We start from the raw sequence: 20,816 nt of genomic DNA, 5'->3' as shown, positions 1-20,816 counted from the left end.
CATCCTCTCCTGTTTTATGTTTATATGCCCATTTTACTGGATTTCCCTTCCGGGGCTTCATGTATGCGTTATTTTAATAATTCATATATTGCTGTTCATTAATTTTCGTTGGTATGCTCCCCCGCGTGTTAAGCTAAAATAGCCTAAATTCGCAAAACAGTTCCGCCTGTTTCAAAAAAATTAACCTGTATAAACTACCCGCTTCTGCAGCCAAAGGAGGGTAAACGTGCGCTCAAGTATAAATATTATCAAAGGCTTTTTATTTATTACCGCTTTAATCGGGCTGTATTACCTTTTCAATATCAGAATGAGCATTCGTCCAACAGAAATTCAGGACTTCATCACTTCGTTTGGATGGATTTCCCCTTTCGTTTTTCTGCTTGCCTATACGCTGGGCCCTTTTATTTATTTTCCTTCCTCCCTTTTGTCCATTACTGCAAGTATCACATACGGCATATGGCCTGGAGTACTTTATATATGGACAGGAGCCCTTGGCGGAGCAACGAGCGGATATTTTATCGGACGCTTTATGGGAAAAACAATATTCAGCAAACGTCAGATCCCCTGGAACCCCAGAATGAAATATTTGATGGAAAATCGTGGTTTTTTTGTGGTGCTTGTGCTCCGTTTCGTCCCACTGATGGGGTTCAGTATGCTAAGCTATTTGTCCGGTTTTTCGAAAATCAAGTATTCACATTTCATTTCTGCAACCATGATCGGTATCATCCCCGGGATGATGATGTACGGCACGTTCGGCCAGAGTATTGTCTCCGGCAACCGTCTTCTGCTTTGGATTGCCCTTGCTCTTCTTCTCATTTTGAGTACTGCCGGTTTTTTCCTCCGTAAGAAAATCAAAAGATGGCTCGGGATGCAGCCATGAAAAGCATCTTCAGTCTCAACATAAAAAAGCTGCAGCACCTCCCGGGGCCGCAGCTTTCTTAATATCTATTTTGCATTAACCGGCAAGGCCGATAGGAGAGAAAAGCAGGTAGGTTACTACTACAGTAATAATGATGACTGCACTCACCCATTTTCTGTGCTTCCACGGAGTCATATCAACCTTATTGATATTTTCCTGGAACTCAAATGGTTTGTCGAGCGGCTTCCACCGGCTTACCAGCCATAAAACGAGAATGTCGACAAAGAATAACACGCTGAAGGCGTACAGATAATGGTAGTCCATAAACAGCCAGAAAATACCGTACAGCACAACATGAGTAATAAATGTCACTTTTGCGGCAAAGGCGGTACCATACTTGAAATAGAATCCGAGTATGATAATGACGAGCAGCGGCATACTGTATAATCCATTAAACGATTGAACAACGTTGTAAAGACCCGACGGAGCAAACGAAATCAGCGGAGCAATTAAAATAGCAATTAAAGCTACAATGACCGTAATTAGTTTACCAGCCCGTGCCACCTGTCTGTCACTTGCATCCTTTTTAATGAGCGGCTTATAAAAGTCCAGCGTAAACAGCGTAGCAGTAGCATTCAACGCACCAACAAATGAACTTAAAATAGCCCCAAAAATGACTGCTGCAAAGATGCCTTCCACTGACGGCGGCAGTACTTCTGTAACTAAACGCGGATACGCATTATCTGCAGTTCTAAGCTCCCCGCCAAACAAATTAAATGCGATAATTCCCGGGAATACGAGAAACAAAGCTCCGAATATTTTAAAGAAGCCTACATATAAAGCACCCTTCTGGCTTTCCTTTAAGTTTCTCCCTGCCAGCGCTTTTTGTACGATCATCTGGTTTGTGCACCAGAAAAACAAGTTATTAAAAAACATTCCTAAAAAGAGCGTCGGCCATGGCACATAAGAAGAATCAATAGCGCCAATGGAGTTTAATTTTTCAGGAGTATTGGCCTGAATCGTTTCCATACCTCGGAAGAAGTTTCCATCACCTAAGGCCATCAGACCAAGCACCGGGATAGTAAGTCCGCCAAGCAAAAGAGCAATCCCATAAACAGTGTCACTGAAAGCGCTTAACCTCAAACCGCCCATTAAAAGATAAAGGAGGCCGATAAGTCCTGTTAATCCAGCGATAAAAGCTACGGCTGTTAAGGGCTCTACGCCGAGAAGCTGGTCTACTGCAAAAATTTGATTGAATACAAGTGAACCAGAGTACAATACAACAGGTAAAAATGAAGTCATATAAGTGAAAATAAACAGAAAAGAAGCAATTCTTTTCGTTGTTTTATCGTACCTGGTTTCAATAAAATCAGTAACAGTATCTACACCGTATTTTAAGTATTTCGGAAGAAACACAAGTGCCAGTAATACAATTGCTATAGCAGAGGTTACTTCCCACGCCATTACTTCCATCCCGGAAGCATAACTTTGGCCATTCTGTCCCACAATCTGCTCTGTGGACAAGTTCGTCATAATAATTGTTCCGGCAATTGTAATACCTGTTAAACTTCTGCCGGCAAGAAAATATCCTTCAGCGCTGTCCGTTTTAACTGACCGGCTGCGGTTGAAAGCAAAAAGCCAAATAGCTCCCACGATAACAATAAATGTAATAAGAGATATAATAATGAGCCCCCCTTTAGTCGTATGTCTGTTACACATTTTTAAACTGAAACAATTGCCTCTATTTTATTTCAATTCTGCCCCTCCAGCGGGGTTGTTCTTATTCTAACTGAAATCACCAGTAAGGTAAACGCTTTCCTAAAAATATTTTTAATTTTTGATCATCTTTTCGTTTTTACGAAACCAGTTTCGTGAAGATATAAAATTGCCCTGAAGCATACGCTTCAGGGCAGTACATTCAGGCTTTTTCATCTATTGATTTTTGTTCGCCTTCGCAAGTTCCTGTTCGCGCAGTTCTACGCGTCGTATTTTCGCAGAGCTTGTTTTTGGAAGTGATTCAACAAACTCAATGCGGCGCGGATATTTATACGGAGCAGTCATTTCCTTTACATGCTTCTGCAGTTCTTTTGTCAAATCCTCTTCATTTTCCACCTGGCCGTTAGGTACAACAAAAGCCTTCACCACATTACCCCGGATACCATCCGGGCTCGCCACAGCGGCGCATTCTTTAACAGAAGGATGTTTTGTAAGTGCATCCTCTACTTCAAACGGCCCAATTGTATATCCTGAACTGATAATAATATCATCACTGCGCCCCTGGAACCAGTAGTAATTATCTTCGTCCTTCATCGCCCTGTCACCGGTTAAAAAGTAATCGCCCTGGTAGGAAGCACTCGTACGTTCCGGCTCTTTGTAATAGCCCTGAAACAGCGATGGAAGATTACGATGCACAGCGATATTGCCAATTTCATTGGCCTTCGCCGGATTACCGTCTTCATTCACTATTTCAATAAATTGTTCGATCATTGGTTTGCCCATCGAACCTATTTTTTCAGGCACGCCCTTCAACGTTCCGATAAGGAGCGTGCTTTCTGTCTGCCCGTAACCATCACGCACAGGAAGATTAAACTTCTCCCGGAACACTTGGATAACTTCCTCATTCAGGGGCTCTCCCGCTGATACCGCGCTGTGCATCGCTGAAAGATCATACTTTTCGAGACCTTCAATTTTAGCCATCAACCGGTACTCTGTCGGCGTGCAGCAAAGCACATTTACTTTTTCGTCCTGAAGGAGCTGCAGGTAAGTCTCCGGATCAAAGCGGCCGTTGTAGGCAAACCCGGTGGCACCCTGGCCGAGTACAGATAAAAACGGGCTCCAGACCCATTTCTGCCAGCCTGGTCCGGCGGTAGCCCATACAACATCATTTTCGTGAATGTCGAGCCACTCATCTGCCGCTACCCGCAGATGAGCATATGCCCATCCATGACTGTGCACGACAGCTTTGGGTTTACCTGTCGTTCCTGAAGTGTACGGAAGAAAGGCAGTGTCATCACGGTGGGTCTGTACAATATTAAAGCTTTGGGACTCTTCTGCTGCCATCGTTTCAATCTCTTTCCATCCTTCTTTACTTCCCCCAATCATCAGCTTATGCTCGAGTGTCTCCGGCACAGGATCCATCCGGTCAATTTCCTCTGCGTACGGAGCATACGAAATAATCGCGCGGGAACCGGAATGTTCGGCCCGGTACTTAATATCGTCCGCCCGGAGCATTTCTGACGAAGGAATAATCACAAGACCTGCTTTCAGGCACGCGTAATAAGTAACATAGGCTTCCACGAGACGTGGCACCATGACAAGCACTTTGTCTCCTTTGGAAAGTCCAAGGCCGGTTAGGACGTTGGCGTACTGATTGGCCTGCTGGATCAGTTCGTGATATGTAACCTCGCGGCGGCTGCCTTTATCGTCCTGCCATTTCAATGCCAGACGCTCTGAATCATAGCGCTCCATTTCTTCGATTAAATTATAGGTTTCATTTGGTGTCAGCTGACTTGCATTAATCATAATTACATATCTCCCTTACCACTATTTTATCTTTTTCCATCATATGCGCCGCAGCAGTGTATGTCCACTTATACGCCTAAAGAATCTGATTATTCCCATTATGATTTTATCTTTTTTTCATGTTTGTGGGAAGAAGGAAACGGTTATAGCAGGAGAGGAACATTTTTGTACGGTAACTACTATTGATTTGGAAGCAGAAAGGATGAATGTCACGATGAATATTATTATCAGTAAACCTAATGAGGAAATTGAAGTCCGCGAAGTAGAGGGACAAAATGATATCTACAGTATCATGGGCAATGACGCCATCATGCTCGAAATGATTCCGGAGCTTGATATTTATGCGCTTGCGAACGAAAATCAGTATGAAGAAGCAGATTATAAAGTAGAATCCAAGCAGTTCGGGGATCTTACGAATAAATACTCTCTTACCGGAACGTCCGTTATATTAACGTTAGACGCTGCCGGCAATTACGCTGAGTTGAACGATGAGCAGATTGAAGCTGTTCGCCAGCTGCAGGAAGTCCGCGGAGGCAATTTAAACAGCTAATCATTTTCCAATAAAATATCAATAAAAAAGAGAGGCTTACGAGCCTCTCTTTAGTTCTACATATACATAGCTGTCTTCTACATAAGCAGAAAACTCTTTTAGTTTACCTTTTACCGGCGCAAGCGGCTTGCCGCTTTCCCGCAGATTGTATTCCCTTCCATGCCACGGGCACCGGACGATGTCTCCTTCATGTTCAAATGAATATTCACCAGGTGCGGTGCTCATAGGAGCACCGTCAATTTTGCCTTTCGACATGCAGGCTCCCTGGTGAGGGCACCGGTCGATAAACGCCCTGACTTCTCCCTCGGACGTCCTACAGACAAAAACCGGGATATTATCCACGCTCCCCGGAATCATTTCCTGCTTTTCCAACTCCTCTTCCCTGCATATAACGGCTGCCATCAGACATCACCCCGAGCCGGCAGTTTCGGATAGAATTCCCTGGCATTTTCGCCGTAGATACGCTCAAGCACATCATCTTCAAGTCCTTTAGGCACGGCTTCATCCGGTGAATCGTAATCCCAGTGCGGGTAATCCGTACTAAAACAGATGATTTCATCGGTCCCCATCTGCTCTACTAAGAGATTCCATTCTTTTTTGCTCATTTCTTCAAGCGGCTGGGTCGTAAATGCCATCCGGTTTTTTATCGTATCACTCGGCATCGTTGTTACCCACGGCACTTCGTGGCGAAGATCCTTAAACTGCTGATCAAGTTTCTTCATTAAAAATGGCACGTACGTGAAGCCGCCCTCAATCATCATCAGCTTCAGGTTTGGATATTTCTCAAACACCCCGTTGAAAATCATGCTCGTAATCTGTGCCATGTGAGAAGTTGCAATTAAAGAATGCCATTCAATAAAATATCTTGGCCATTTGCCGAGCGGGGCAGGCGGTTCGTTATGGTGCATGCCGATCATCAGATCATGGCGCTCAGCCGCTTCGAATATTGGATGGTAGTAAGGATCCCCCCATGCAATATCATCGATAGGCAAAAGCACCTGAATCATTTTTGGGTGAGAGCCTACGCGTTCGATTTCTTTCACTGCGTTCGCTACTTCCTGGGCTGCAATGTGAACGGAGCCGTACAGGCGGCTGTCTTTATCAAGCCAGTCATTGATCTGCCAGTCGTTATAGGCACTGGCAAGGGCCGTGGCCATTTCGTACCATCCGTGCATGGAAGACGGGGATGGATCAAGTGCTCCGGTTAAAATACCGAATTCGTGATTGTTGGCATCAAGCAGCTGCTCCTGCATAAACGGAAGGCTTGTGCCCGCTGGTTTTCCGTCCGGCGTTTTTGCGTCGGCCCGGTCCACTCCAGCCACGGCGGGCTGAGTAAATGGCATATGTTTTTCCTGCTGCCAGTGGCAGTCTTCAATATACCTTCTCCACGGCTGCTCTAAGTATGGAAACAAATCTTCATACATTACCCGTTCGTGAATATCAGTGTCGATCAGGCTGTACTTTTTTGTTCGGTTAGTTTTAGCTTCATTGTTTAAAGTCTGCATAAATCAGCATCCTTCCTTTCATCTGCTTTCTAACCGTACCAGATTCGTCCTGGAATAAACAAAGCTCCCTAGAAGTCGTCCGCCTCTGTAAGCTGTGACAGTGAATGTCAGTGAGCATCAGTGAACGTCAGTAGCAGTTTTTCAGTATCTAACGATTTACTTACTAATCTGCTACCTATCACTGGCAGGAAGGATACTAATATTTATTGCAGAGATAATTTTTTGGCAGATGCTAATTTTCTTCGATATATACTAGTGTGACATATATGCTCAAATTGGAATCACTGTTATTTTCAAACCCTATTTTTTCTGTTGGCCCGCATTGAATAAGGTCACCCTCCCTCACGGGGAAATTCTCATCCTCTGTATAACAGAGCCCTTCCCCGCTCACGACTAATGCAAATGTTTGAGTGAAGGGATGATCATGGAGAGGAAGGCTTTGACCAGGCGAAAAATTAAATACCACAGCTTTGCAGTTTTTCTTTTTAAAAACAACTTCATTTGCCATTCGGTTTTCGCTGAAGGGAGCTAATTGTGTAAGACTCTGGATTTTCATATTTTTCATCCTTTCTTCTATTGAATTTAAAAACAGCTGCGGCAAAATCTAAATAGATATGCCGCAGCTGCTGAACCAGTTTTATCTCTGAGTTTTAATTATTCAATCGTGCTTTCCGGCCCGAAAACTTCATAATGGCGACGTTCTGCCGGCACTCCTCTTTCCTTTAAAATTTCGTTAACTACTTGCATAAAAGGCGTCGGGCCGCAGAAATAAAAATCTGCCTGTTCGTCAGGAAGGACGGTTTCGAGCCACGGGGCATCAATATACCCTTCTTTATCAAACATTTCGTTCGAACGATCTTCCTCTGTCGGTTCGGAATAACAGGTGTAGGCCTCAATGTTTGAATACGTATCTGCGAGCTGCTCTACATGTGCTTTCATAGCATGAACCTTACTGCTGTCAGCGGCATGAATAAACGTTACGTTTCGTTTCGTATCTTCCTGCACGAGTGTATTCAGCATACTCATCATCGGGGTTACTCCGACGCCGCCGCTGATTAGTACAATTGGCATTTCCTCTGTTTCCATCACAAACTCTCCTGCCGGTGCTGCGAACAGCAGTACATCTCCTTCTTTTACGTCCCGGTGCAGATAATTCGACACAATACCGGCCGGGTTTCCGTCCTCGGGGTCCTCACGCTTTACGCTGATCCGGTAAAAATTTTCATTCGGAGCATCCGATAGACTGTAATGGCGCATATGGGTATAGGGTTCTCCTTCGATGTCTGCCTGCAGCGTTAAATACTGTCCCGGCTGCTGCGGTATAATCGCTCCACCGTCCTGCGGCTTTAAGTAAAATGAAGTGATAACATCGCTCTCCGGTACTTTTTCCACTACATAAAACGGACGGTAGCCTGTCCACCCGCCGCGGGCGGCCTCTACTTCTTCGTACTTAACTGCTTCTTTTTGAATAAAGATATCGGCAAGCGCGTGATACGCTTCTCCCCAGGCATCCAGGATCTCCGGAGTTGCTGCGTCTCCGAGCACTTCCTCCACCGCTTCGAGCAGTGTTTCCCCTACTAACCCATAATGCTCCGGCCTGACATCCAGGGCCCGGTGTTTTTCCGCTATGCGTTCAATAGTAGGCCGAAGCTCTTCCAGGCGGTCAATATTCGCTCCTGCCTGGTAGACAGAATAAGCAAGAGCTTCCGGCTGTACGCCTGTTTCCTGATTCGTCTGGTTAAACATATTCCGCAGTTCGGGTGCTTTTTCAAATAACATTTCATAAAAACGGTTGCCGATGGCAGCGGCATTGGCCTGAATAGCCGGAGCTGTTGCTTTTACAGTTTCAATCGTTTGCGGTGCAAGCATCAAATTCCTCCAATGAAAACGTTTTTAATTTCTACAAAAAGTGTATTATAAATACATATTTAAATCTATACTTTTAGAAATACTTCATTAAACGTTCACATTCAGCTTTTATATACAAAATAACTCCGTTTCCACCTGGAAACGGAGTACTGTATATTTATTTGGCGCATTCAAAGCAGTACAGCCGGCCGTACTCATGAACCCCTTCCATAAAGCCGTCCCGGCAGTAAATTTCTTTGCCGCATTCACTGCATTGGCCCAGATACTCCTCCATCGTTGTCACCTCTTCTTCGTTAAGAATCCTTCGGCTGACGGTCAAGAATTTCTTTTAAGACACGGGCATGATTATACGTTTCTTCCTTCGCGGCAAACACGAGCGTCAACTGCTTATTCTGCTCACGTACGTTCTTTTTTAACTGATCGAGAGCTTCAGTCTGTTCGTTATTCTGTTGAAGCTCCTGCTTATACTTCTCTTTGAATTCGTCAAATTTCTCCGGATCGTGGGAGAACCATTGCCGCAGCTCTTTTGAAGGAGCAACGTCCCTGCTCCATTCATCCACTTTAGCTTTTTCCTTTGCTATTCCCCTCGGCCACACGCCGTCGACTAAAATCCGATACCCGTCTTTTTCCTCCGGGTCTTCATAAATTCTTTTCAATTGAATGGCCATTGTTGCCCTCCTTCTGCTTTATTTTTCTTCAAACATAAAGTCTACGACCTTGTCTACGTGCACCTGCATTGTATCTAAAAACGGAATCGAAAAATCTTCTTCAGAAAGAATCATCGGCAGTTCAGTGCAGCCAAGAATCAAGGTATCAAGCCCATGTTGTTCGATCATTCCCCCAGTGATCCGCTCAAATTCTTTTTTTGTCTCTGGATTTACGATACCATTTTCGAGCTCACTGACAATTTTTTCGTGTAAATACTGCTGTGTACTTTCAGCTGGGACATAAATATTCTTTCCATTCGCTTCGAACGGCTTCTTAAAAAAATTCTTTTCCATCGTAAACTTTGTGCCCAGCAGCCCAATGTTTTCGGCGCCCTGATTTTCTGCTGCTTCCACCGCGGCGTCCACGATGCTGAGCATCGGCACCTCGACCTGCTTCTGCACTTCATCGAATACAAGGTGCGGAGTGTTGGCTGCAATAATGATTCCATCAACGTCGAGCAGTTCAAGCTTACGGGCAGCGTTGCCCAGATATTCGATCAGATCGTCCATTCGTTCTTCCGAAATATACGTAAAAATGTTGTACATATTAATGCTATTAATGTACAATTCCGGAAGCACCTGAAGACTATTCTTCTTTTCCTGATACTTTTTAATGATGGATTGATAATATTCCACTGTCGATTCCGGACCGAGGCCGCCGATAATACCTATCTGTTTCATTTTTTCTCCTCCTTCATTAAAGCGTTAATATATATTACCAATATATATTTTAACACATTTAGTTTGCACCTCTATTCACCAGGATGATTGCACAATCCGGCCGCCGAATATATAATAAGTATATTAAATATGTATTTTATGCACGAGCCTATACTATAAAAGAAAGGAATGGACATATGCGAATACTTTTGTTCTATTCCACAATGACTGGAAATACTGAAGACATGGCTATTGATACGGAAGAAGAGCTCATCAGCCGCGGGCACGAAGTAGAGCTGATGGATATGATCGCCGATGGCCTTCCAAATGAAGACCCCCTCCCTCACGATCTGCTCATTATGGGTACGTATACGTGGGGTGAAGGTGATATCCCCGAAGAAACGGAAGATTTTCTTGAAGATCTTTTCGCCTATGATATTTCCGACCTTTCAATTTCTATCTTCGGCTCCGGGGATCACGCGTATGAAAACTTCGCCGGAGCTGTGGATGAGATGATCGAGCAATTCCGCAAACATGGACATAAGGGTGAGATTCCCACCATGAAAGTCGATGTGGATGAAATGGATAACATTGCTGAAGATATTAAAAGCTATGTCGACAGCATCGAAGAAAAGTTTTTAGTGAAATAATAGTCAGCACGAATAACCCCGGGGGCCGTGAGTTCCCGGGGTTACCTTTAATTAATACAGTTGATCTGTCACGGCATTGGCATAAGAAAAACGAAAATCATAAACAATATAAACCCGGCACTGAACCATATGTCCGTTTTTTTATAATTCATCTGTACGTATTCCGTTCTTTCTCTGGAGCCGTCAAACCCTTTCGATTCCATTGCGAGCGCTGTTCTTTCTGCCTTTCGTACAGCCCCTGCCATCAAGGGCACGGCCATCTCTTTCCACTCCCGCATTTTAGGCTTTTTGCCCATCCCTCTGATTTGCCGGGCTCTCCGGATAACCACCAGTTCCTCCCGCAGTTGGGGGAGAAAACGGTAGGCGGCCATCATTCCATAACCAATATTTGGAGGCACATGCCATTTTTGTATCAGGCTTATCACTAAACTCACGGGAGAGGTAGTGAGAACAAAAAGAAGCGACCAGGAGGCAAACACCATTGCCCGCAGACCGAGTGAGATTCCTGTTTGAATATTTTCAAGAGCAACCGGCATTTGGAATACATAGAAAAGAACTGTGGATCCTCTTTCGTCAGGAAAAACAACCTGAAGCCATATAAAGCTGAACCCAAAGAGCCCAAATGGAAGCATAAGTACGAGCAGCAGCTTTAACGGCACCTTTCCCAAAAAGGCGACTGCAGCAACCGTTAGCAGCAGAACGGCAAGCGGGCGCCAAATATCATAAACGAAAATCATGCAGAAAAACACAGTGAAAAGACTGAGCAGCTTCAGCGTTGGATGTACGTGCTGCAAAAAAGCGTTCCGGGTCTGGAGTTCTTCAAGCATGGCTTACTGCTTCCTTTTTCTTTAAGCTCATAAGCTGTACTACCGGCGGACGGACGCCGATTTTAGCTAAATCCATGCTACCACTGAAAAATGCTTCCACGCCGTCATCACAGGCAAGTGTTCGTTCCGCCAGCGCCAAAACCCGTCCAGCTTTTGTATAGACCAGATCCATATCATGCGTCAGCCAGAGAATCGCTTTTCCGCGTCGGCGGCACTGCTCAAGCACTTCAAATAAAGCATCGGTATTTCGCTTATCGAGACCAAACGCCGGCTCATCCAAAATTAATATGGACTGGTTGCTCGTTACCATCACTGCCACCGAAAGACGCCTTTTTTCTCCCTGGCTGAGCTGAAATGGATGATTCTTTCGAATATGTCCAAGCTGAAATTGAACCAGCAGTTCATTTGTCTGCTGAATAATATCTTTTTCGCGCCACCCCTCCATTTCCATTCCGTATCGTATTTCTTTTTCCACGGTCTGTGCTACAAACTGATGCTCGGGCTGCTGAAAAACAATGCCGAAGGTTTTAGCAATTTCGTACGGCTTCAGACTGGCAATATCCTCTCCGTTAACATATATAGATCCGTCTTTAAGAGGGTCCCATCCAGTGAGGACACGTGCGAGTGTGCTCTTTCCCGCTCCATTTGCACCGACTAGAGCAGTCATTTCCCCGGGGTACAGGGAAAAGGATACGTTTTCGAAAACCGTTTGCGTGCCATAAGCAAAGGCCGCCTGCTTCACCTCCAGGACAGGTGGCTCAAGTGAAGGATCACTTACCTTTTTCGGCTGCGGCAGAGATGCAAGGACTGCTGAAGCGGAATAATCCGCTGCAAACCTTTCCCATTCCTTTAAAGTGATGGGAAGAGCAGCTTTGGGCTTCTCTGACTTTTTCAGTAATTTCTTTCCGACTTCTGCAGGAGCCGGCAGCCATACTCCTTCTGCTTCGAGTACGGCTGCATGAGAGTTGAATATACGTGCCGGGCTTCCATCCGCAGAAACCTGGCCATGGTGGTTCAATACGAACACCCGGTCTACCCACTCCATTACTTCATTTAACTGATGCTCAATCAAAACCAGTGTTTTATCAGGAGCTGCTGCAATGCGGCCAAGAAGCGAAGCGACTGCTTGCCGGCTTACTGGATCAAGCTGGGAGAGCGGTTCATCCAGAATCCATATCCGTGGATTCACAGCAGCTAAACAGGATACAGCTATTTTTTGCTTCATCCCGCCGGACAGCGTGTCGATACGGGCATCAAGGCAGTGAAGCATATCTGTAAATTGCAGGGCTTCGTGCATGCGGGCCTCGATATCACCTGCCGGCACCCGCAGATTCTCAAGCGTAAATACAAGCTCTTCCCGCACAGTCGGCATGCAGAACTGGGTATCCGGGTCCTGGAACAAAAGCGCCGCCTGCCTGGCAGCCTCCGTAATGCTTTTCACGGCCGGATTTTCCCCAAACACGCTCAGACCGCCAGAAACCTCCGCCTCCACAGACCGCGGAAGAATTCCCTGGATAGCGAGAGCAAGCGTACTTTTGCCTGAACCGCTCGGACCGAGCAGCAGCACGTTTTCCCCAGTACGTATTTCTGCTGAAAAACTTTCTATCGAAGGCTCAGCAAAAGGGTATGAAATGGTCACTTTGTCTGCGAAAATCATACAGCATCCCTCTGCTGGCCGAGACGATATTGACGGCCAAGTGCAAAGCGGTCAAGCACTCCCGTCTTCACCAGGGCATCCGTAAAGCTTTTCCCTGCCCATCCGGCTAAAAGAGCACCGCTTATAAGCATTGTTACCAGCATAAATACAACAACAGAACCTGCGTACTGGCTGAATCCATAAAGGACATACTGGGTTAAAAACGCAGCAAACGTTCCGGCCGACCCGGCAAGCATTAATACTGGCAGGCGGAACACCCGGTAGAAAAACAGAGCGAAAATCATTTCTGCAGCGAGCCCCTGGGTGAAGCCGAGCACGAGCACTGCTCCTGCACTGACAGACCCAGCCATAACTTCAGTACCGGCCGCGATAAGCTCTGCAAGCAGCGCCGCTCCCGGTTTTTGAATGATATAGGCACAAATCACCGGCGCAAGGATCCAGAAGCCTGCCATCAGGCCTCCTCCCACTGGACCAAAGATGCCGGTAACCATTTGCCCCAGCAGCACCCAAAGAAGATAAAGGACGCCGAGAACAGCTGAAATAAACGAGATGACGACGATATCCCGGAGGTTTAAGCGTTTGTCTATCATTAGACTTTTTCCCCGCCTGTTAACGTTCTGGCAAAGGGCCAGTCTTTTGCATAATAAGCGTCCTCAAAAAACATATACTCAAGCTGGCACCCTTCCATAAACAACGTCCGCCAGCGATGTTTTTCTTCTTCTGTGGCTGTTTCTGCCAGTTCATCGAGCCGGTCAATATATTTGTACATTTCCCGTTCCTCACGGTCCCCGTAAAAACGAATCCAGTCATTGAACGGATGGGCTTCGTCCGGCTCTACTTCCTTCATCAGCCTTTCGCCCACATACAAATACACCCACGGGCAGGCGAGCGTTACCGCAATAACATCTCCAAGTGTTCCTTCTTCGGCATGGTGCAGCATGTGAAGCACGTAATGCTGAGAGGCCGGGGCAAGTGCATAGCCCTGCAATTCCTCATAATCCACTCCCGCCTGCTCACACAAATTATGATGCGGGTGCGTTTCGCTGTTTAACACAAAATCAATGGTATCTTTAAACATTATCATGTCTTCTCTTGACGTACACTTTGTTACCCCAATTGCTTTTGCCTTGATCATGGCGTTTAAGTATTCAAAATCCTGCTTCACGTAATGGATAAGAGATGCTTTCGGCAGCTCCCCTTTCCCGATACCCTGTACAAACGGATTTTCCCAGCAGGCCTCAAAAATGTGCTCCGTGTCCTGCCATAAAAGCTCTGAAAATTTCATTGTAACTTCCTCCTTTAAATTAGGAGGGAACCACTAGGGGCAGTCAGGACCAATGGGGCAAAAAAAGCCACTCCATTGGTGGAGTGGCTTCGAATAAACGTCCGCTATTATAAAGCTGCTGCTTTTGAAATAGACGTATTCTGCCGTCTCCACTTTCCTACGCTGGCCTTAACCAGATCAGGTTCAAAGGGATTAAGGTTAGTCCTTATCTCAGCCGCTTTCGGCACCCCTAGTGGATTCCCTATTAAGTTGTCTACACTTTATCACATTATGGCAGGAAGTCAAAGCCCCATTTTGCCTTTACAAAATATGACGTTAACGTTAAGGTTATATCATGAAATTTATCAGGAGGGTGATGCATGCTGTACAAAATTGAAGAAGCCGCTCAAACCACCGGTTTAACGAAACGTGCCATACGTTATTATGAACAAATTGGTCTTATATCAGCACCAGAGCGTACAGAAAAGGGAACTAGAGTGTACGATGACCAGGATATTGAACGTCTGCAGAATGTAGTAACCGCAAAGGAGGTTCTTGGGTTTTCTCTTCAGGAGCTGCAGCAGTATCTCGATTTGAAAGAGCAGGTAAAAACAGTCTATAGCCACTACCAGTCGGTGCAGGAAACGACGATGCAGCACGAGGATTTGAAACAAATTTCTGATAGCCTTCAGGCCCAGATTGATATGCTCGAACAAAAAATCAACCAGATGACCACCTTTAAAACGGAAATGGAAAATTTAAAAAAACAAGCTGACAACGTATTATCTTCATTCAATAAGGAGAAGTGACTGCTTTATGAATATTCAAACCCGGGCACGGTGGATTACGATCTTCGCCACATTTTTAGCTTTTATGGGTATCGGCGTCGTGGACCCCGTCCTTCCTTCCATCGCGGCTTCTATCGGTGCTTCTCACTGGCAGGTGGAGCTGCTTTTTACGTCCTATATTTTAGTGATGGCCTGCATGATGATTCCTGCCGGAATCCTTTCGAGCCGGTTTGGTGATAAACGGCTGATGAGTGCTGGGCTTTTGATCGTTACAGCCTTCGCCCTGCTTTGCAGTGTGGCAGGAGGCATTACTGAACTGGCCCTTTTTCGCGGCGGCTGGGGGCTTGGGAACGCTATGTTTTTCGCCACCGCTATGACCCTGTTAATCGCTCTATCGAAGAGCGTGGAGACAGCGGTAGGCATGTATGAGGCAGCAATTGGCCTGGGCCTTGCCGGCGGTCCGCTTGTAGGCGGTCTTCTTGGGGATTTATCCTGGCGTGCTCCTTTTTTTGGTACAAGTCTTTTAATGCTTATCGCTTTTATTTTAGTTATTTTTTTCGTCCATCCGCCTGCTCCTAAAAAAGCTAAAGCTACGGCTGGGTGGCAGGAGCTTCGTCACCTTTTTACACACGGGCCGTTCATTAAGGGGGCGCTTGCCGGCATGTTTTATTATTACGGTTTTTTTGTCGTGCTTGCTTACTCTCCTTTGATTTTATCTTTAACTTCTATTCAAATCGGCCTCGTCTTTTTTGGATGGGGACTGTGCCTGGCCTTCGGCTCGGCTGTTTTATCGAGAAAGCTTGAGATGCGGTTTACTCCCGTGAAATTACTGCCGTTTACCCTTTCTGCTTTTATTTTAACACTTTTAGGATTGTTTTTTGCGTCCTCCTCAGTATTAATGATTATGTTCATCATACTTTCAGGATTATTTTCCGGTTTGAATAATTCTTTATTTACCAGCCATGTCATGGAGCATTCGCCTTACGAGCGCAGTATTTCTTCCGGAGCATATAATTTCCTGCGCTGGCTTGGCGCTGCTTTCGCACCGGTAATGTCGGGGTTAATCGGTAATTCATTATCAGCCCATCTTCCATACCTGGTCGCCGGAGTTCTTGGCGCAGCAGCTTTATTGTTCATCGGATGGAGCAGAACAGATCTGCAAACCGAACAGACCGAAGCTCCAAAAGCATAAAAAAATCCCTGCAGAAATATCTGCAGGGATCCTTTTTATGCCCGGTTGGCTACAGCCATTGTTTCCTGATAAAAACGTTCAAATTCGGCTACGACATTATCGAGAAAATCAATTGTGCCCTGGTCTGTTAGATTTCCGTTTTCATCCATTTTTTCATGGACGGCTCCGATCAATACTTCATTTCCAGGCAGTACTTTTGCACTCATTCCGGGAGCGCTCAGAATCTGACGCAGATGCATCTGCGCTTTCACTGTGCCCAGGCCGCCAAGAGAAGCTCCTACCAGCATCGTTGGTTTGCCCGCAAAGTCGTAATCGACCCGGGAGTTCCAGTCAAGAGCGTTTTTAAGCACGCCGGAAATTGAACCATTGTATTCCGGAGTAGCAATAAGAACAGCGTCCGCTTCACGTACAGAACGCTTGTATTCCTGCACATAGTCCGGAGCGTTGCTTTCCTCATCCTGATCATAGTGCGGAAGATCGCGGATATCTAAAATATCAATATCCATGATGTCGCTGTAACGATCCTGCATGTACTCCACTAGCTTTCCGTTAAATGATTCCTGGCGAATACTTCCTACGATAGCTGCTACTTTCATTTGAACTTTCATCCTTTCGTGTTGAACTTCATTTATATATCATACACACACGTTAATGGCTGTTTCAAGTTATCTGCTTACTTTTTGTAAGTGCCTGATGCAGAGCTGTGTTCTTTTCCTGCACGCGCTCCTCCCAGTATTCCCTGTCCCAGTCCGCAAGCTGTTCCTGCGCGACCGCCTGCTCCATGTAACGGGAAAATGAGTCCACTTCCTTTAAAACAGACTGATCTCCTGTTTTCACGAGCATCGTCAGTGCTTCCATACAGGCCCCCATTACCGAAATATCTTCGCGGCCATAAAGCCTGAGCTGGTAAAAGCTTTTATATAAATATTCTCTAAAGGGCTTTACAGGCATAAATAACCGCAGCTCATTTTGATTGTCGGCAAAGTATTGATCGTTTCTGTGCTCATAACTGAGTTCAGAAAGAAGTGCCCCAATACGGTTGATACAGTTGGCTGCTGTATGCGGATCATTGATCGCCGGGGAAATCGCCCGCAGCGCTATTTCTACAATTTTCTGCATGGAGAATTCAATGTCCTGAACATTGCTTCTCTCTTCTCCCACTAATAAAAAACTTCTCAATATTTTCGGGGATAAACTATGCTTTGACCAGTAGCGAAATAAAGGCTCTCCCTGATGGACGTAGTCTCCCACCTGGAACAGGCATTCAACCACGGCCTCCTGCTGCCTGGCCCACTCAATCAGTTCAGGCACTTTCACCATATTGGTATACCCCGACCGTTCGGCATGAACGATTGTTTCTTCGTCATTCCGGAAATCATCGCTCCATTCGCTGAAGGCGTTCACCCCTGAATAAGTGTAGGCACCCCGGATCACCCTGGAGGCATCAGACCTTATATGGCTGATTAAATGATTCACCTGCAGCCACTGAGTGGAGTGATAAATAAAGATAATAAAAAAAGCCAGACAGCCGAGCGCCACAAGAACTGTCAGCATTGGCATCAAAATTTGATTATTACCTTCGCTCGAAAAAAGCAGCATATTCACCAGAGTAAATAACACCCCGAACGTAAATACCCCAAGTGTATGCTGCGTCGTCGGGCTTTTCATAAAATCCTGCAGGGCCCTTGGCGTAAACTGCGTGGCATACGTAGTCAAAACGACCATAATCGAAGAAAAACTGATGGTTGTCAATGTCAGCAATGCCGTTACTAATGCACTGTATAAAGAAGTAGCAGTGTTATTTTCCACGATCAGCATAGAAGGCATATTATTGTAAACAGGTCGCAGCACCTGCTGATCCATAATAGAAGCCCCTATTACTATTATTAAGCTAAGAATACCGTAACATCCTGGAATAAACCAAAACTTGTCCCTTAGCTGTACATACCATTTCTTTTTTTTCATGATTTACCTCCATCTCTGTCCTGCAATTCCGCCATTATAAAGGAAATCATCAAACAATGCATTTCCTATACGAATGTTTTACAATAGTATTTGATACTGAATAAAAGGAGACAAATGATGGTAACGTTAAAGACAGAACGAGAGATTGAGCTTATGCACGAAGCAGGAAAAATTCTTGCCGCCTGCCATAAAGAAATCGCCAAAATGGTTAAACCAGGCGTCACTACGAAACAAATTGACGATTTTGTCGAAAAATTCCTGGCAGAACGCGGCGCAACTCCTGAACAAAAAGGGTTTCAGGGGTACGAATATGCCACCTGCGCCTCGGTAAACGATGAAATCTGTCATGGTTTTCCAAGAGCCCGTCCTCTTGAAAACGGTGATCTCGTTACAATCGATATGGTGGTAAATTTAAACGGAGCTCTGGCGGATTCTGCCTGGACCTATGCCGTGGGAGAAGTAAGCAGTGAACTCGAACGGCTGATGGAGGTTACAGAAGCATCTTTATATAAAGGTATTGAACAGGCCAAAGCCGGCAACCGGATCGGCGATATCGGGCATGCGATTCAAGCATATGTCGAAAATGAAGGCTTTTCGGTCGTCCGGGACTTTACCGGGCACGGCATCGGGCCCACCCTCCACGAAGACCCACAGATTCCTCATTTCGGCGCCCCCGGCAAGGGTGGACGCTTAAAGCCTGGCCACGTTATTACGATCGAGCCAATGGTCAACACTGGCGGCTGGCAAAGTAAAATGACCTCCAACGGGTGGACAGCCACTACCCGGGACGGAGGCCATTCCGCCCAGTACGAGCATACCATTGCGATCACAAAAGAAGGCCCGATTATTTTAACGGGCCAGGAAAGCATATAAACGTCAAAAAGCGCGGCCTTTAGGGGACCGCGCTTTTCATCACTTATAAATTTTCAATCTTATTGTCTTCATAGTCCTGCTGACGTGCTGCTTCGACCTGCATGATGTTTTCAATCGTGCGAACCGATTCCTCTACACTCATGCTGTGAGACTGCTGCATCCCTTTGTCGATCATTTCAGTTGTGTTCAGTTGACTGTTTGTCAAAACAATAATGCCTCCTTTGAGTATGTTTACATAATAAACCATTTTCCAGTATATTTCAACCGAAAATTTTATTTTTTCTGATAAGTGAAAATAGTTTTGAACAAAAGAAGCCGGCTGGAGCTGTCCAGCCGGCTTTCCTTTAATCAATCCGGAATACCTAAAGCGATTTTTGCGTAACGGGACATTTTGTCTTTGCTCCAAGGTGGATTCCAAACGATGTCCACATCCACTTCGCTGATTTCCCCGTATTCCTTCAAATCATTCATGGCGAAATTAATATCGTTTACAATGGTGCCTGCAAGTGGGCAGCCCATTGCAGTCAGGGTCATTTCGATATTTGCCTGTCTGTCATCATCAACTGTCACTGTATACACAAGGCCCAGGTTTACAATATCAATACCGAGCTCCGGATCAATTACATTTTCGAGCTCCGCCCAAACTCGTTCTTCCAATTCTCTTTTTTCTTCTGTTTCTGGCATGGAAGCTTCACCTCCTACTTTCTGTATTAACCTTATCAAAAATTGCGTTTCCCTGAAACCAATATGCTTGAATTTCATAAGAAGAATTAATAGCATGAAATTGTTACAGACAATCTATAAAGGGGTAAGTGTAAAAACAGCGTAAGCAAAGTTCTTGAATCTGTTCGTAAAAAAATATAGAATATGAATCGCTATAAGAAAGGAATGAGGAGTGCGTTGATGCTTTTTTGGCTTAGTATTACCATAGTTGTTATTATTCTTGTTATGATCCCGGCATTTAAACGCTGGATGCCCGTTTTACGCGTTCCTTGTTCCCCCCTTCCTCAAAGTCAGGAAAACGCGGCCCACATTCTGGACGTCCGCGAATACCAGGAATCAGACCGCAATCCGATACGCGGAGCGTTTGCTCTTCCGTATCCGTATTTAAAAAGACATTTACAGACTGTTCCGAAAAAAGAAGTGTTTCTCATAGCTCCCGACAAGGTTTCACGGAATCTCAGCACACGGCTGCTGCTTAAACACGGCTTTACCGTCACCGGCTACGCCGTGGTACGAAGAGGCGAGCAGGGCTATCCACCGGTGAAACTCCCATGCAGCGGTTCGTAATATGTACATAAAGCAGGCAGCCTTTAAATCGGCTGCCTGCTTTATGCTTTAGTATTTTAAATTGTTCCCTCTTTAAGTTAAAAATAACGATCCAGGCTGTAACACCTGCATCGCTATTTAATCTTAATTATTTTCTGTCTTATGAAAAACCGTTTAACGGTCCGGTGCCTACAAGCGTTACTACGTCTTCGTTAGCCACGCCGGCATTGTCCAGTGCTTCAACCGACACGAGGCCGTACATGCTTCCTTTATCAGTTTCAAATGTTAGATGTTTCTTTTCATTATTTTTTAAAGCATCTGTGAAGAAACGCTGGTTTTCGACTCCGTAGAGCTTCACTTCCCAATCCTCACCGTTATCATCACGAACCTCTAATTCACCGTCCGTATAACGGAGCTGTTCTTTATCCTCTGTAAAAACTTCATCTACTTTTACTTTTTTCATTGTCTGGTCCTCCTTCATCCGATTACGTCTACCTATACGAATGCCCGAATCTTTCACCCCTAAAACATCTTATTTTAAATCTTTTAAAAAAGTCATTATTCTTCTCCCTCGAAAATTTTGAGAGCGTAAAATATTTTGTGTAAACGAGCGAACACGAAAAAAGGAAGTCCTTTTCTAGTAGAATGAAGTTAGCCGA

The 20,816-nt window shown here is 45.3% G+C and carries 24 protein-coding genes and 1 riboswitch; of the genes, 7 read left to right on the top strand and 17 right to left on the bottom strand.

The annotated features are described in order from the left end of the window. Positions 1-226 precede the first annotated feature (226 nt). Positions 227-880, top strand: a complete 654-nt coding sequence (locus ACTTK7_RS15290) for a TVP38/TMEM64 family protein (protein WP_462868957.1) — start codon at positions 227-229, stop codon at positions 878-880. A gap of 75 nt (positions 881-955) precedes the next feature. Here ACTTK7_RS15290 and ACTTK7_RS15285 read toward each other — a convergent pair whose 3' ends face one another. Both ACTTK7_RS15285 and mbcS read right to left on the bottom strand, forming a co-directional pair. Beyond that, positions 956-2,578, bottom strand: a complete 1,623-nt coding sequence (locus ACTTK7_RS15285) for a solute:sodium symporter family transporter (RefSeq protein WP_462868956.1) — start codon at positions 2,576-2,578, stop codon at positions 956-958. 213 nt (positions 2,579-2,791) lie between these two features. Next, positions 2,792-4,381, bottom strand: coding sequence for an acyl-CoA synthetase MbcS (gene mbcS, locus ACTTK7_RS15280; protein WP_462868955.1), 1,590 nt, complete (start codon positions 4,379-4,381; stop codon positions 2,792-2,794). Between the two features lie 214 nt (positions 4,382-4,595). Here mbcS and ACTTK7_RS15275 point away from each other — a divergent pair, with 214 nt between their 5' ends. Next, positions 4,596-4,931 (top strand): hypothetical protein, encoded by a 336-nt coding sequence (locus ACTTK7_RS15275; RefSeq protein ID WP_091614388.1) that lies wholly within the window; start codon positions 4,596-4,598, stop codon positions 4,929-4,931. A gap of 36 nt (positions 4,932-4,967) precedes the next feature. On the opposite strand, the gene ACTTK7_RS15270 is transcribed toward ACTTK7_RS15275, so the two are convergent. The 6 genes from ACTTK7_RS15270 to ACTTK7_RS15245 form a co-directional block, all read right to left on the bottom strand. Beyond that, positions 4,968-5,333: a Rieske (2Fe-2S) protein gene (locus ACTTK7_RS15270; RefSeq protein WP_091614391.1), complete on the bottom strand. Its 366-nt coding sequence runs from the start codon at positions 5,331-5,333 to the stop codon at positions 4,968-4,970. Further along, complete coding sequence (locus ACTTK7_RS15265) at positions 5,333-6,436, bottom strand: amidohydrolase family protein (protein WP_462868954.1); 1,104 nt, start codon at positions 6,434-6,436, stop codon at positions 5,333-5,335. Before ACTTK7_RS15265 ends, ACTTK7_RS15270 begins: the two co-directional genes overlap by 1 nt. Before the next feature lie 232 nt (positions 6,437-6,668). Further along, a complete protein-coding gene (locus ACTTK7_RS15260) occupies positions 6,669-6,992 on the bottom strand; it encodes a cupin domain-containing protein (protein WP_462868953.1) in 324 nt (107 codons plus the stop codon). Between the two features lie 98 nt (positions 6,993-7,090). Beyond that, complete coding sequence (gene hmpA / locus ACTTK7_RS15255; RefSeq protein ID WP_462868951.1) at positions 7,091-8,305, bottom strand: NO-inducible flavohemoprotein; 1,215 nt, start codon at positions 8,303-8,305, stop codon at positions 7,091-7,093. A 293-nt stretch (positions 8,306-8,598) separates the two neighbouring features. After that, the gene (locus ACTTK7_RS15250; RefSeq protein WP_462868950.1) at positions 8,599-8,973 is read right to left on the bottom strand and encodes a DUF488 domain-containing protein; all 375 of its coding nucleotides are present in this window, start codon (positions 8,971-8,973) and stop codon (positions 8,599-8,601) included. Positions 8,974-8,991: 18 nt separating this feature from the next. Beyond that, positions 8,992-9,693, bottom strand: a complete 702-nt coding sequence (locus ACTTK7_RS15245; protein WP_462868949.1) for an aspartate/glutamate racemase family protein — start codon at positions 9,691-9,693, stop codon at positions 8,992-8,994. 176 nt (positions 9,694-9,869) lie between these two features. On the opposite strand from ACTTK7_RS15245, the gene ACTTK7_RS15240 reads away from it, so the two are divergent. Then, on the top strand, positions 9,870-10,322 hold the full coding sequence (locus ACTTK7_RS15240; protein ID WP_462868948.1) for a flavodoxin domain-containing protein: 453 nt from the start codon (positions 9,870-9,872) through the stop codon (positions 10,320-10,322). A 68-nt stretch (positions 10,323-10,390) separates the two neighbouring features. On the opposite strand, the gene ACTTK7_RS15235 is transcribed toward ACTTK7_RS15240, so the two are convergent. The 4 genes from ACTTK7_RS15235 to tenA are packed head-to-tail and all read right to left on the bottom strand — an operon-like array spanning position 10,391 to position 14,091. Next, positions 10,391-11,149 carry an energy-coupling factor transporter transmembrane component T family protein gene (locus tag ACTTK7_RS15235; RefSeq protein ID WP_462868947.1) on the bottom strand — a complete coding sequence of 253 codons (759 nt, stop codon included), beginning with the start codon at positions 11,147-11,149 and terminating at the stop codon, positions 10,391-10,393. Beyond that, a complete protein-coding gene (locus tag ACTTK7_RS15230; protein ID WP_462868946.1) occupies positions 11,142-12,806 on the bottom strand; it encodes an ABC transporter ATP-binding protein in 1,665 nt (554 codons plus the stop codon). The genes ACTTK7_RS15235 and ACTTK7_RS15230 overlap by 8 nt, the downstream gene beginning before the upstream one ends. Then, on the bottom strand, positions 12,803-13,396 hold the full coding sequence (locus ACTTK7_RS15225) for an ECF transporter S component (RefSeq protein ID WP_462868945.1): 594 nt from the start codon (positions 13,394-13,396) through the stop codon (positions 12,803-12,805). The genes ACTTK7_RS15230 and ACTTK7_RS15225 overlap by 4 nt, the downstream gene beginning before the upstream one ends. After that, positions 13,396-14,091, bottom strand: coding sequence for a thiaminase II (tenA, locus tag ACTTK7_RS15220; RefSeq protein ID WP_462868944.1), 696 nt, complete (start codon positions 14,089-14,091; stop codon positions 13,396-13,398). Before tenA ends, ACTTK7_RS15225 begins: the two co-directional genes overlap by 1 nt. A 137-nt stretch (positions 14,092-14,228) precedes the next feature. Next, positions 14,229-14,332, bottom strand: a riboswitch (TPP riboswitch). Positions 14,333-14,450: 118 nt separating this feature from the next. On the opposite strand from tenA, the gene ACTTK7_RS15215 reads away from it, so the two are divergent. After that, positions 14,451-14,879 (top strand): MerR family transcriptional regulator, encoded by a 429-nt coding sequence (locus tag ACTTK7_RS15215; RefSeq protein ID WP_462868943.1) that lies wholly within the window; start codon positions 14,451-14,453, stop codon positions 14,877-14,879. 7 nt (positions 14,880-14,886) lie between these two features. After that, the gene (locus ACTTK7_RS15210; RefSeq protein WP_462868941.1) at positions 14,887-16,050 is read left to right on the top strand and encodes an MFS transporter; all 1,164 of its coding nucleotides are present in this window, start codon (positions 14,887-14,889) and stop codon (positions 16,048-16,050) included. Between the two features lie 35 nt (positions 16,051-16,085). Here ACTTK7_RS15210 and ACTTK7_RS15205 read toward each other — a convergent pair whose 3' ends face one another. Continuing rightward, positions 16,086-16,646: an NADPH-dependent FMN reductase gene (locus tag ACTTK7_RS15205; RefSeq protein ID WP_462868940.1), complete on the bottom strand. Its 561-nt coding sequence runs from the start codon at positions 16,644-16,646 to the stop codon at positions 16,086-16,088. 64 nt (positions 16,647-16,710) lie between these two features. Beyond that, positions 16,711-18,015 (bottom strand): DUF2254 domain-containing protein, encoded by a 1,305-nt coding sequence (locus ACTTK7_RS15200; protein ID WP_462868939.1) that lies wholly within the window; start codon positions 18,013-18,015, stop codon positions 16,711-16,713. A gap of 117 nt (positions 18,016-18,132) precedes the next feature. Between ACTTK7_RS15200 and map the strand changes: the two genes are divergently transcribed. Next, complete coding sequence (map, locus tag ACTTK7_RS15195; protein WP_462868938.1) at positions 18,133-18,888, top strand: type I methionyl aminopeptidase; 756 nt, start codon at positions 18,133-18,135, stop codon at positions 18,886-18,888. 43 nt (positions 18,889-18,931) lie between these two features. Here map and ACTTK7_RS15190 read toward each other — a convergent pair whose 3' ends face one another. Both ACTTK7_RS15190 and ACTTK7_RS15185 read right to left on the bottom strand, forming a co-directional pair. Then, positions 18,932-19,093, bottom strand: coding sequence for a hypothetical protein (locus tag ACTTK7_RS15190; protein WP_176967731.1), 162 nt, complete (start codon positions 19,091-19,093; stop codon positions 18,932-18,934). A 143-nt stretch (positions 19,094-19,236) separates the two neighbouring features. Beyond that, on the bottom strand, positions 19,237-19,572 hold the full coding sequence (locus ACTTK7_RS15185; protein ID WP_022794038.1) for a metal-sulfur cluster assembly factor: 336 nt from the start codon (positions 19,570-19,572) through the stop codon (positions 19,237-19,239). 219 nt (positions 19,573-19,791) lie between these two features. On the opposite strand from ACTTK7_RS15185, the gene ACTTK7_RS15180 reads away from it, so the two are divergent. Further along, the gene (locus ACTTK7_RS15180; RefSeq protein ID WP_462868937.1) at positions 19,792-20,178 is read left to right on the top strand and encodes a sulfurtransferase; all 387 of its coding nucleotides are present in this window, start codon (positions 19,792-19,794) and stop codon (positions 20,176-20,178) included. Between the two features lie 139 nt (positions 20,179-20,317). Here the strand turns inward: ACTTK7_RS15180 and ACTTK7_RS15175 are convergent, their stop codons facing one another. Further along, positions 20,318-20,620 carry a hypothetical protein gene (locus ACTTK7_RS15175; protein WP_462868936.1) on the bottom strand — a complete coding sequence of 101 codons (303 nt, stop codon included), beginning with the start codon at positions 20,618-20,620 and terminating at the stop codon, positions 20,318-20,320. Between the last annotated feature and the right edge of the window lie 196 nt (positions 20,621-20,816).

This window comes from Marinococcus tarijensis (genome assembly GCF_054971385.1).
Note: the sequence above shows the minus strand (reverse complement) of the source record. Positions and strands in the feature narration are given on the sequence as shown.